General features: G+C 62.9%; 9 protein-coding genes, 1 tRNA gene and 1 other RNA gene. 10 read left to right on the forward strand and 1 reads right to left on the reverse strand.

Going from position 1 to position 12,840, the window contains the following annotated elements:
* Window positions 1-870: 870 nt before the first annotated feature.
* From A5788_RS03600 to A5788_RS03615, 4 genes are all read left to right on the forward strand, one after another.
* The gene (locus A5788_RS03600; protein WP_156525441.1) at window positions 871-4,080 is read left to right on the forward strand and encodes an Ig-like domain-containing protein; all 3,210 of its coding nucleotides are present in this window, start codon (window positions 871-873) and stop codon (window positions 4,078-4,080) included.
* A 178-nt stretch (window positions 4,081-4,258) separates the two neighbouring features.
* Complete coding sequence (locus A5788_RS03605) at window positions 4,259-5,314, forward strand: ATP-dependent DNA ligase (RefSeq protein ID WP_064865102.1); 1,056 nt, start codon at window positions 4,259-4,261, stop codon at window positions 5,312-5,314.
* A 1-nt stretch (window position 5,315) separates the two neighbouring features.
* Window positions 5,316-6,401, forward strand: coding sequence for a DNA polymerase domain-containing protein (locus A5788_RS03610; protein WP_064865104.1), 1,086 nt, complete (start codon window positions 5,316-5,318; stop codon window positions 6,399-6,401).
* Between the two features lie 60 nt (window positions 6,402-6,461).
* Entirely contained in the window at window positions 6,462-7,355 is an 894-nt protein-coding gene (locus A5788_RS03615) for a DUF5996 family protein (protein WP_064865106.1), read from the forward strand.
* A 76-nt stretch (window positions 7,356-7,431) separates the two neighbouring features.
* Here the strand turns inward: A5788_RS03615 and A5788_RS03620 are convergent, their stop codons facing one another.
* Entirely contained in the window at window positions 7,432-8,280 is an 849-nt protein-coding gene (locus tag A5788_RS03620) for an NmrA family NAD(P)-binding protein (protein ID WP_064865178.1), read from the reverse strand.
* Between the two features lie 112 nt (window positions 8,281-8,392).
* Here A5788_RS03620 and A5788_RS03625 point away from each other — a divergent pair.
* From A5788_RS03625 to A5788_RS03650, 6 genes are all read left to right on the forward strand, one after another.
* Window positions 8,393-8,478: transfer RNA gene (locus tag A5788_RS03625), tRNA-Ser, on the forward strand.
* A 187-nt stretch (window positions 8,479-8,665) separates the two neighbouring features.
* Window positions 8,666-9,388 (forward strand): hypothetical protein, encoded by a 723-nt coding sequence (locus A5788_RS03630; protein ID WP_231894222.1) that lies wholly within the window; start codon window positions 8,666-8,668, stop codon window positions 9,386-9,388.
* 66 nt (window positions 9,389-9,454) lie between these two features.
* Window positions 9,455-9,549, forward strand: an RNA gene (gene ffs, locus A5788_RS03635) — signal recognition particle sRNA small type.
* Between the two features lie 69 nt (window positions 9,550-9,618).
* Window positions 9,619-10,905 carry an aminotransferase class I/II-fold pyridoxal phosphate-dependent enzyme gene (locus A5788_RS03640; protein WP_064865112.1) on the forward strand — a complete coding sequence of 429 codons (1,287 nt, stop codon included), beginning with the start codon at window positions 9,619-9,621 and terminating at the stop codon, window positions 10,903-10,905.
* Window positions 10,906-10,934: 29 nt separating this feature from the next.
* Window positions 10,935-12,236 (forward strand): glycosyltransferase 87 family protein, encoded by a 1,302-nt coding sequence (locus A5788_RS03645; protein ID WP_197494537.1) that lies wholly within the window; start codon window positions 10,935-10,937, stop codon window positions 12,234-12,236.
* Between the two features lie 112 nt (window positions 12,237-12,348).
* Complete coding sequence (locus A5788_RS03650) at window positions 12,349-12,783, forward strand: hypothetical protein (protein ID WP_231894221.1); 435 nt, start codon at window positions 12,349-12,351, stop codon at window positions 12,781-12,783.
* Window positions 12,784-12,840: the final 57 nt, after the last annotated feature.

Genomic DNA, 12,840 nt, shown 5'->3' on the forward strand with positions numbered 1-12,840 from the left:
GTCAAACAGTTGGAATTCTGCTCGGCAGCCCCCCTATGAGTCCAGAAGGCGTCTTGAAAACAAACCCGCCGCGACCGCCGAATGACACTCGAACCTTCAGGCGCATCTTGACTAGCTGTTTGGTGGGCACGCGACAGACATTTTCTAAGTGCCAGGACAGCGTTCCCCTATATGGGGGAACTTTTGCGTTGGCGCGCGTTCTACCGCGACGCAGGTGCGCAGGCGGCTGGTACTTTTTGTGCGTCCCGACTCGAGTAAAGAGGTCGTATGTCCAGGCACGCCATTAAGCACATCGGTAACACCCGACGAGTTGCCGTCGCATTGGGATTCAGCGCAGCGGTACTGACCGCCGCCGCTCCCGGCATTGCCTCCGCCGACGAAACTCAGAGTGAGTCACCAAACAGTGCCTCTTCGAGCAGTGACGATTCCGACCCCTCGGAGGGTACGGAAATTTCCGACGGCGATCCTCCCGCAACGGATTCCAGAAATATAGCGGGGTCGTCGCCGATCGATTCCGAACCCGATTTGAACCCCTCCAGCGTGACCGTGCCGAGCGAAGTCGCTACTGGTGCTAGTCCCGCCGGGTCGATTCCCAGAGATGCCGCACCGGCACCAACTACCGAGACGGGCATGGGGCCAGTCGGACTCACCGACGAGAGCGAGTCCCATGAGGCCGAGGCCAAGTCCGGACCTGAAACCAGCCAGAACGACCCTTACGATCGCCACGCCTCGGCCTCTACGCTTACTGGGCGCGCATTAAGCGCTGGCGGCCGAATAGGCTCGGAATTCACTGCATCTTCAAATCAAGTTGCAGCAGAACGACAGTCAGCTTCGGAGTCAGTGCCTCTGCCAGCCGCATCCGGGGACCCCGTGGATGTCGTGTCGGGACTAGATCAGCCAATCGGGCACACGGAATGGCGTACTGAATCTGAAATAGACAGTCTTGCGTCCATTTCTGGACAAGATGTCGTGGTCTCCGCGGTCGATCCGAGCGCATCTGCTGACGGCGCCTCTGTGCCTACCGTGACCGAAACGGCTCTCGCGCTGGGAACCATCACACTGGGAGCCCGCGCATCACGGCAACCAATGCGCTTGGACGTGACGCAGGAAGAGGCCGGATACTACTACGCGGAATCATCAACTCTCACCACCAACGAACAGGCCGCAGACCCCGACAACCGGTTCTGGAACTATGGCGACAACGATTGGGGCTCCGGGTTTGAAGGTAGCCCGCCGCCACCTGGACTGACCTACAGCGTTCCGGATGACGGCTCTGGTGCCTTTACGTTGCATAACAATAGCGCCGTTGACGTCGCAATCGTAAACTTGTACTTCCCCACCTACTCCAGCCAGGGCCTGGTGGTCATCAAGTCCGGCGAGAGTTACAAGATGCCTCGCGCGAGCGAGGCCAGTCCGCTGGGATTTACCGCTTACACGGTGCAGACGCCTCGAACTGACGGCGCACCCACGGTCGTCGGCCGCATCACCGTCAGCCCGTCAACCTTGCTCGGCGACACTATAGCCGTCGGCAGCGCAACAGAATCCCCCCTCGACTACATCCCGCTTAGCGGCTCGTCCATACCCGACTATCACGCCGAAGATCCCGACAACCGATTCGTCGACGCTGGCGATAACAGCGTGTTCACCGCGGTTACCTACGCGAATCCGGTCAGCGCAGGCGTAAGCTACGCCGTTGTCGACGGCAGAGTGAAGGTCTTTAACGACGGCACCGCATCGATCGCCATCACCAGGTCGACTCCCGGAGGCCAGATATTGAGCTTCGACGTGCTCGCAGCTGGCGAATCCGGCACTTACAGTTCAGTTCCCGGCAGCTGGCAGATGGTCACCGTCCAGGCGCCCAAAGCTGACGATGGGTCGGTGGTGCTCCTTGGCTCGATCATGCGCATGCCGGCAGGCCCGAGGTCGAACTCCCCCGCCGAAGGGATACCGGCGATCCCACTGCGTGATGCTCCCGCGGTGACCAATCAGGCACCTACTGGAAAGCTGCTGGAAGTTTCGCGCTCCGCCGACGGTCGGTCGGTGACGTTCCGTCCGGCGGTAACCGATGCCGATCACGACCTGATCAGTTACTCAGTACTGACGCAACCTTCGCGCGGAATGATCACTCACAACGCCGACGACACGTTCACCTACACCGTCACCGACCGCTACTACCTTCACTACGGTAAGGTGTCGGACTTGTTCGTGGTGGGCGCTTCCGACGGTAAAGGCACCCCAACCGGCCTCGCCGGTCAGATCGACATCGACTTCATTCAGGTGAACAACGCACCGCAGGTCCAGGTCAGCGAGACGGAAGACCCGCGCGGCGCTCTCGGGTATCGCACCTATCTCGTCACTGCATCGGACATAGATTGGGGCCAGTACTCGGGATGGATCGGGTTCGACCAGGTCCGGTACAGCGCCACTACGCCTTCAGCGGGCGCAGTCGAAGTCGCTCGGCCTGAAAGTGGGCCAACGGTGGTGCGTTATATCCCCGATCTCGTTCTCGCACATGAGGGCGCTTACGACGCCGCGTTCGATATCATCGTCGACGACGGGCAGGATGGCGGGTCCGTGAAGGTACCGGTCAGCCTCCACGTTCCGTTCTACAACCAGAACCCGGTGGCCACTATTACCTCTGTCCCCGGTTCCGAAGGAGAGTTCGTCGCAGATGCCGAGTTCATCCTGACCCTTGCCGACGATGACTTCGATGACGTGTCGGTGGTCTCGCTCACCGCCTCAAACGGAGGGAGCGCAGTGCTCCAGGACGGTGTGATCGTCTACACGCCAGTCGGTTACGCCAGCTACGGATCTATAAAGTATTACGCCTACTCAGAGCGGATAACCGTTGTTGTCGACGACGGCCACGGTGGTCGGGCAACCCAGATTCAGGACGTTTATGTGCGTAACACCGAGGCATTGACATGGTTGGAACCTGGACAAGCACGCACACTCATATTCGCCACCGGGTCGAATCCGACGGCCGTGATTGCGGCCGAACTCGTCAAGAACGACTCGTCCATTTATGCGCGCGGTTACAAGGATAAGGTCGCGGCACTCGAAGCCGATTTCGCTCCGGAGCTGAATGGCTACAACAGCACCCTGCAGCGCTACCTCGTGCGTACCTACGCAATGCACGTGGTAGCCGACGCCCTGGTCACCGTCAGCAAGTCCATCGCTCAAATTGAGAATATCGTCAGGCAACTTGACGCAGCTCTAGAGCGTCAGGGCTTCAGCGGTGTTCGAATCGGCACACAGATTGCACTCGAGTTCCTTAACGGCTATCAGCGAACCTTGTTCGGCCAGATCGTGGAGATCACCGGTACTCCCGCCCCAAGGCCTTCTCGGGCTGGTGAAGACAATTCCGGTTCGAGCACTCCGAAGACCGTGCCACCGAAGTCGACATCTGAGTTATTCAAGACGCTATGGGACAAAACCAGTAAGTACGCGCCGATTTACGTCCAGGAGGTCCTGAGTGATGTCGACCACGACAGGCGGTTGATCGTGTATGTCGCTGGCACCGATTTCGCATCTGATGCGCAACAGTCGGCGGCGGAGAACGTTGGAGCATCGCTGTTCGTGCCCGACATTGATGTACTCGCAGCCATCGACAACGCCATTTCCGAAACCGGTAACCCAGACGTAGAAATCCTGCTCGTCGGATACAGCCAAGGCGGAATCGATGTTATCAACGCGGCTCGTATCAAGCGGAGAAACGTCATCGGAATTGTCACGTTTGGCTCACCATTGTCGACAGCTGTCTGGTCGGATACCCCGTCGATTCACATCCGTGACACTCGCGATCGTGTACCTAAACTGGATTGGGGCTACGGAGAATCGCTGCAGCAAATTAGCGGGCGAGTGTTCGAGGGTAAGGCCGAGACCGAGCACCAATGGTGGAATCTCGTCGACGTCCACACCAACCCGGAAACGTACATAAAAATGGGTTCAAAATTTGATGCTGTCGTAACCAAGTCAGCAATGTACACCCGGATGGCATCTGTGCTACGTAAATTGACCGGAAAAGTCATACGCAACGAGAGCTACGGCCTTGCGGAGGGCAACTACACCTGGCTATGAATCGTGCGCGCCACCATACGCTGGTCGAGCGGCGACTCGAGAGCGCAGTACCTCAACGCGTATTGAGGCTGCGTAGGCCGGGCTCTCGATATACCTGCGCCACGCGGCTCGGGGAGCTCGACCAGCGCGGGACGCGCGGCTCATTGCGGGATCGTCGTGCAATGGGGAGTATGGGGTGGTGGACCTACCGGTCATGCCTCCCGTCGCGCCGATGCTCGCCAAGGCTGTCTCAGCGGTGCCGGAACAACCAGACGGTGAGCCGTCGTGGTCCTACGAACCCAAGTGGGATGGCTTTCGTGCGTTGGTCTTTCGCGACGGCGACGAGGTCTACATCGGTTCGCGCGGAGGCAAAGACCTCGCGCGCTACTTCCCCGAGATCGTCGACGCCGCGCGCGCCGAACTCCCCGACAAGGTGGTCCTCGACGGCGAGGTCGGCGTCCCGTCCGTGATCGACGGCGTGCACCGCCTCGACTGGGACTCGCTCGCGCAGCGCATTCACCCCGCCGACTCACGCGTGCGGATGCTCGCCGAGAAGACACCAGCGATCTTCATCGGATTCGACGCGCTCGCACTCGGCGACCGCAGCGTCGTCGACGAGCCCTTCGCCGTACGCCGCGACACGCTCGTGGAGGCGGTGGGTGCGCACAAGCCGGGCAGGCGGTTCAACGTCAGCCGCGTCACCGCCGACGCCGACACCGCGCGCACCTGGTTCTCCGCATTCGAGGGCGCGGGCCTCGACGGCGTGGTCGCCAAGCGGCTCGGCTCGGCATACGTCGAGGGCAAGCGCGAGATGCTGAAGGTCAAACATAAGCGCACAGCCGACTGTGTGGTCATCGGCTACCGAGTGCACAAGAGCGGAACCGGTCTGGGCTCGATGTTGTTGGGCCTCTTCACCGATTCGGGAGACCTTCACATGGTCGGCGGCGCCGGTGCGTTCACCGACAAGAAGCGAATCGAACTCGAAGAGATGTTCGCGCCGATGCGTACCGATCCCGACAAGCCGGCACCGGGCGAGCCGACGCGGTGGCGATCGGAGAAGTCGGGCGAGTGGATACCCATCAGACCAGAGCTCGTCGCCGAGGTCGCCTACGACCAGATGGAAAACCACCGATTCCGGCACACCGTCAAGTTCCTGCGGTGGCGTCCCGACCGCGATCCCGAGAGCTGCGGCTACGACCAACTCGACGTCCCGCTGACCTACGACCTTCACGATGTGCTCGAAGGAGACGGCTGATATGGCATCCCGCTCGCCCGCCGAGGAACTCGACGTCGACGGTGTTGCCGTCCGGATGAGCAACCCCGACAAGATCTACTTTCCCGAGCTCGGCGAAAACGGTGGCCGCAAAAGAGATCTCGTCGGCTACTACCAGCGAATCGCACAGGCGCGCGACGACGGTGCCGACGGTCCATTCCTCGTCGCCCTCCGTGATCGACCGACATTCCTGCAGCGCTTCCCCGACGGCATCGACGGCGACGAGATCTACCAGAAGCATCTACCGAAGAAGCGGCCCGACTTCGTCGAGTCGACGCGAATCACGTTCCCCTCTGGCCGAACCGGCGACGCGTTGCGTCCGACGAGCCCGGCGTCGATCGTCTGGGCGGCCAACCTCGGAACCGTGACGTTCCATACCTGGCCGACCGTCGCGGCCGACAACGACCATCCCGACCAACTGCGCATCGATCTGGACCCGCAGCCCGGCACCGACTTCGACGACGTTCGACGCGTCGCCGTCGACCTCCTTGCTCCGCTACTCGACGAGCTCGGCTACGTCGGATACCCAAAGACGTCTGGCGGCAGGGGAATTCACGTGTTCATCCCCATCGAGCCGCGCTGGGATTTCATTGCGACCCGACGCTGCGGCATCGCGCTCGCGCGCGAACTGGAGCGTCGAGACCCTGACGCCGTGACCACCTCGTGGTGGAAAGAGGATCGCGGCGAGCGGATCTTCGTCGACTTCAATCAGAACGCGCGCGACCGGTCCATGGCCGCGCCGTATTCGGTGCGACGCAACGCAATCGCGCGCGTATCGACTCCCGTGACCTGGGCCGAGCTCGCCGACGTCGATCCCGACGACTGCACCATGCGCAGCGTCCCGGAACTCGTTGCCCGACGGGGTGATCCGATGGCCGACATCTCCGCGCATCGTCGTGGTCTCGAGCCGCTGCTGGAGATGGTCGAACGCGACGACGCTCAGGGTCTCGGCGACATGCCCTACCCGCCGAGCTACCCGAAGATGCCGGGTGAGCCTCCGCGCGTGCAGCCCAGCAAGAAGGTGGGTGCCCACTGGGACGAGAAGGGAAACAGGATCGGTCCGAACTGAGCATCGACATCTGGCGTCGTGCAGTCGAAACGCGGCGTCGCACAAGGGAATGAGTAGCGAATGACCACAACCGCAACGTTCGAATCATGGCCGGAGCTTCGTGTGTCCGACTGGGAGCAGACCCGCGACACAGTGCACATGTGGAGTCAGATCGTCGGAAAGACCCGAATGGCGCTGGCCCCGAATGAGAATCATTGGTGGCAGGTCGCGCTGTATGTGAACTCGGTGGGTCTCACGACGTCGTTGATGCCCTACGACGGCTACGGCGTCGAGGTCGTCTTCGACTTCGCCGACCACGTCCTCGACATCACGACGACGAAAGGCGAACGGCGACAGGTACGTCTCGAGCCACGCACCACCGCCGACTTCTACGCGGACTATCTGGCACAATTGGAATCGCTCGGCATCAGCGTTCCCATCTACGACCGCCCCGTCGAAGTGGCCGAGTCAATTCCGTTTCCGCAAGATACGACCCACGCCTCGTACGACGCCGACGCCGTGAAGCTCTTCTGGCACCAATTGGTCAGCGCGCAGCGCGTTTTCGCGGAGTTCCGTGGGAAGTGGCGCGGTAAGTGCAGCCCAGTTCACTTCTTCTGGGGCTCATTCGATCTCGCGGTCACCAGATTCTCCGGCCGTCCCGCTCCGCTGTTCTCCGGCGTCGTCCCCAACTGTCCGGAGCGGGTGATGGTCGAATCCTATTGCGAGGAGGTCTCCAGCGCCGGGTTCTGGCCCGGTGGGGCCGACGAGGGGGCCTTCTACTCCTACTCGTATCCCGTCTACGAGGGCTACCCGGACGCGAAGGTGCACCCCGCCGCGGCGTCGTACGACACGACGCTCGGCGAATTCGTGTTGCCGTACACCGCCGTTCGAACCGCCGACGACTCCGATGCAAGCCTCCGGGGGTTCCTGCAGTCGACGTTCGACGTCGAATCCAGCCTGGGGGAGTGGCCCTAGAGAGTGAACGTGTGTCGTATCGAAGGATGTGTGTGCTGCAGTACCCACATCCTTCGATACGACACACATTCTCGGGTCAGCCGAGGGCGTGCTGCGCCCAATCTGCGAACGACTCCCACTCGATCTGCGGATAGGCCGCGTGCAGCGCCGCGATGTCGACGCTGTACCCCTTGGTCGCCAAGAACGTGAACATCGCCCGCATGTCCGGCGACGAAATACGTTCGGGGTCATACGATTCCGCGTGAACCTCCTGGCCGGTCGCGGCAGTCACTGCGGCGGCCATCGCGTTCGAGGTGATTTCGTCGGAGGCCAGGTCGATGCGTCGGCCTGCGAAACCGGACGGGGCGTCGAACAGCATCGCGACGAATCGGCCGAAGTCCCGGCGCGAGAGTTGTTGCAGTGGTTTCTCCGCGGGGAGGGCGAGCGGCATCACGCCGGCTTTGAGTGCGTCGAGGCTGCCGAGCAGGTTGTCGTAGAAGTACGTCGGGCCGACGATCGTGTGCGGGATGCTCGACGCGGCGAGCTTCGTCTCCACCTCGTACTTCGAGTCGAAGTGCGGGATACCGGTGTTGTGATCGGCATCGGCGACCGACGAGAACACCAGGTACGGCACGGCTGCGGCTTCAGCTGCCGCGATGATGTTCTCGCCCTGACCGACCTCGGCGTCGGCTCCCGACTCGAACGGCGTCGTCAGGGCGAAGACCCCGGCGGCCCCGGCGAAGGCGTCGGCGAGCCCCTTTCCGGTCGCGATGTCGGCGACGGCGAGCGGGATGCCGCGGTCCGCGAGCTCCAGCGACCTGTCCGAATCCAGAAACCGTACGACGCCGCGCACGGGTTTACCTGCGTCGCGCAGCGCGTGCAACACCGCGCCGCCCTGATTGCCGGTCGCGCCGAGAACGACGTAGGGGGATTCGGATGTGGGCATGGCGTCGACCTTTCCGTGGCGAGGGAGCACCTCCGACGCTACCGATCGACGCCCGGTGACGACCGCACGAATTTGGGTCTGGGGTGGATTGGCCGTTATTATCGCCAAGCCTGGAGGATTCGCCTAGTGGCCTATGGCGCTCGCCTGGAACGCGGGTTGGGTTAATAGCCCTCAGGAGTTCGAATCTCCTATCCTCCGCAGCAGAAACGAGCCCGGCGCTTACGTCAGCGTCGGGCTCGTTTCGTTTCCGCAGGTCACTGCTCTGAATCCGGTTGGCGTTCACTCCGCGGACACCTGCGCCTGGGATGGTTACGCGCGTTCAGCCGGAACGCTGCTCGCGGCGACGGTCGAACATACCCACCCCGTCCATGGCAGGAGCGACACGATGGCAGCGTTCAGAGCGACCAACCGCCCGCATCCGCATCGCCCGCGGCCGGCACGTCCATTGCAACCGAGTCGTCGGTTAGCGCTGGCGGCGTCGACGATCGCCCTGGCCCTGATGGCGTCGTTGGTCGCTTTCGCCCCGGCGCACGCATCGCCACAGCGTGGCGTTGATCCCGTGCACACCCCGACGCGCGCAGCGGGCGACTTCAGCCTGCTCATCGCGTACAGCTTCGGCAACCGCATCGCGCCCGGCGTCGACCCGACGCGCACGGTCGGCGAACCCGGCCCCGTCAACGAAGCGTTAGCCGAAACCGCGATCCGCACGCGCGGCAATCGCGCCATCCCGATCTACGCGCAGACCGAGATCGCCCGCGTACTGCACGCGAAGTTCCATGCCGCAGGCGTCGTCGAGATCCCGCCGAATCGCAAGCCTGACGGCACGCTGGTCTACCTTTCCACCGACGGCGTCGCAGCCAAGGTCGCACAACTCCGCGGACCGTCGGCGCGCGTCGACGTCGCCGGGATCATCGCGTTCTCCGACCATCTGTGGCGCGCCGTCTACACGACGCGAGCCAACGGACTCGACGCCTATGCGCCCGCAGGTATCGCGATGCCCTCGACCTATGACGGACTCTCCGGGCAGGACTGGACCCGCAGCCGCGCCGCCTACCTGCCGCGCGACTACGCGGCCCGCCTCGCTCTGCTCCCGCGACTCCTGCGCTGATCGGCTTCCGGGCGACAGCCACGCCGACCCCCTGACACATCACGGCGAAGGCTCGCTACAATTGACGACGGATCCCGCGCGGCGTGCATCCTGTGAACTCCCCCAGGGCCGGAAGGCAGCAAGGGTCAACGGGCTCTCTCGGGTGCGCGGGGTCCTCTAACTTTGTTCAGATCCGCAAGCGTGCCGAAAGCCGCCATCGAGCCTGGCGCCGGTTCGGCGAGAGGTCTCCGTTGAACTACCACTCGATGAGTGCAGACGAACTTCGCGCCACCCAGGACGACCTGCAAAAACTGTACGAGGGTTTGCTCTCCGCAGGGCTGAAGCTGGATCTCACCCGTGGTAAGCCTGCGCCGGAACAACTAGACCTCTCCAACGAGCTGCTGTCGTTGCCCGGCCTCGGCGACTACCGCGACGCCTCCGGCACGGACTGCCGCAACTACGGCGGCGTCAGCGGACTGCCGGAACTCCGCGCGATCTTCGCCGAACTGCTCGCCGTCGACGCCGACAACCTGATCGCCTTCGGTAACGCGAGCCTCGACCTGATGCACCAGGTGGTGGTGTCCTCGCTGCTCAAGGGCACCCCCGACTCGCCCGCTCCCTGGTCGTCGACCGGCGAGACCGTCAAGTTCCTCTGCCCGTCGCCCGGATACGACCGTCACTTCGCGATCACCGAGCACTACGGCATCGAGATGATCCCGGTTCCGATGCTCCCGAACGGCCCCGACGTCGACGTCTGCGCGCAGTTGGTTGCCGACGATCCGTCGATCAAGGGTCTGTGGGCGGTGCCCACCTACTCCAACCCCACCGGCGCCACCTACAGCGAAGACGTCGCACGCGCCCTGATGGCGATGCCCGCGGCGCCGGACTTCCGTGTCTTCTGGGACAACGCCTACGCCGTCCACACGCTTGTCGACGCCCCGCCCACCCCGCTGCCGATCGTCGACATCGCCGCGCAGGAGGGCCACCCCAACCGGGTCTACGTGTTCGGCTCGACGTCGAAGATCACCTTCGCCGGAGCGGGCGTTGCGTTCTTCGGGTCGTCGGCGGCCAACGTGAAGTGGCTGACCGACAATCTGGCGTTCACAACGATCGGCCCGGACAAGATCAACCAGCTTCGCCACCTGAGGTTCTTCGGTGATGCCGACGGCGTGCGCGCGCACATGGCCAAGCACCGCGAGATCCTCGCCCCCAAGTTCCGCCTGGTGCTCGAGATTCTCCAAGACCGGCTCTCCGACTCCAAGGTCGCGGCATGGTCGGAGCCCGAGGGCGGCTACTTCATCAGCCTCGACGTCCTCGACGGCGCCGCCAAGCGGACCATCGAGCTTGCGAAGGAAGCCGGGATCGCGTTGACGGCCGCGGGTTCGACCTACCCGTACAAGCACGATCCCTATGACCGCAACATCCGGCTCGCACCGACCTTCCCCAGCACCGACGACCTGCGCGTCGCGATGGACGGCGTTGCGACCTGTGCACTTCTTGCCGCGACGGAGAAGCTCCTCGCCGACGTCGAATCCTGACGAGACGGCGCGCGTGTGACAGTCCGGCAATGGTGAGGGCCTCACGACGTTGGGTCGTGGCTGTCGGCTTCCTGCTCGTCGCCGCCGTGGCCGTGTGGTTGCAAGATGTGATCGTTCCCTTCACGACGCCGTTCTGGGGACTCTTCGACAACCAGCTCGACCTCGACGTGTACCGCGCGGGAACGCAAACCGTGCTCGACGGCGGCAGCCTGTACGACGCCAAACTGCTCGGCCAGATGGACTACACGTACGCACCCATCTCGGCCATCATCTTCATCCCGTTCGCGCTGATGTCGTTCGAAGCGGCCCGAATCGTCTGGACCGCAGGCATTTTCATCGCGCTGTACCTGGTGATCATGCTGTGCTTCCGCTCGCTCGGCAGGCAGGCGACGTGGCCGTTGCGGCTCATCGCGCTCTCGCTGATCGCCGTCGCGCTGCTGCTCGAACCGGTCCGCACGACGGTCTGGTACGGCCAGATCAACATTTTTCTGTTGCTCATCATCCTGGCCGACCTGCTGCGTGTCGACGGACCCAAGGGCGACAACAGCCGCGGCATGGGCATCGGCACCGGAATCGCCGCGGGTATCAAGCTCACCCCGCTGATCTTCATCCTCTACCTGGCAATTCTGCGTCGATGGCGCGCGATGTTCGGGGTCATCGCAGGCTTCGTCGGCACCATCATCGTCGGATTCATCGTGCTGCCCAGTGAATCCTGGGCCTACTGGACCGACAAGCTCTTCGATTCCAACCGAGTCGGAGCACCGCAAACCGTTGGTAACCAGTCGATCCGCGGGTGGTTGGCCAACCTCATCCACACCGACGCGCCGAACTCGTTGCTGTGGGGTGTCCTAGCCCTCGCAGCGCTCGCGCTGGGTATGTATGCGGCCGTACTCGCGCACCGTCACGGCCAGGAACTGCTCGCACTGAGCATGGTCGGCATGACGGCATGCGCGATCTCGCCGATGTCGTGGGGACATCACTGGGTGTGGTTCGTGCCGATCATGGTGATCTGCGTGAATCTGGTGCTCCGCGTTGATCTGTCACCGCTGCGTCGAACATTGGCGGGTGCGGCGTGCATAGGCCTGATCCTGGTGGCGTTCTCATGGCGCACCTATCTCGCGCATCCGATCTGGTTCGTCAACAAGACCGTTCCCGACGCCTATCTCATCGGACTGTTTTTCAAACACGGAATCAGTTGGCTCGAATGGTTCACGGTATATCCCTACAACGCGGTCTTCCTCGGCACGGCAATCGCGACAATCGTCGTCTATCGGGCGTCGAATACCGCCGAAAAGGCTAGCGCCGATAACGTTCGCGACACGGTCGGCTAGTCGCGCTAACGAGTTGTCGCTGCAATTCGACGTGAATCATGACGGGGCCGACGTCCACGGCCCCACATTCTCGAGGAGGCACACCATGATTCGACGTTCGATGACACGCAGAATGACCACAGGGCTCGTCGGTGCCTGCGCGGTAGCCGCAGCCACGATCGGGGCTGGGCACGCCGCGGCTGATGAAGTGGTCGTCGGCCAGGTCGGGATGCAGTGTTTCAGCCTCAACCCCAACATCATCGATCTCCCCTCCAATGCGGGCGTAACCGTCCAGCGGCGACAGGGCGAGAACACATTCACCCTGTGGGGCGACAGCAAGAGCTTCTTTCTCTACACCTCCGACACGAGAGTCGTCGTAACCCAACTGTCCAATGGTGCGACGCACACCTACTACGCCCACTCGTATCACACGCTCGGTGACAACAGCGGCTATCGGATCGACGACATCCCGGGCCGCGGCAAGGTGAAGATCACGATCAGTGCCGTCAACCACGGACTGCTGACGCTGCGCGCACCCGAATGCTCCGGCGTCACCGATCTGCAGTAGCACTACTCGGTTATTGCCAATTCACTGAACTCGGACACGGGTGGGCAATAAGCTGTC

The organism is Gordonia sp. 852002-50816_SCH5313054-c, from assembly GCF_001665925.1.
GTDB classification, from domain to species: Bacteria; Actinomycetota; Actinomycetes; order Mycobacteriales; family Mycobacteriaceae; genus Gordonia; species Gordonia jacobaea.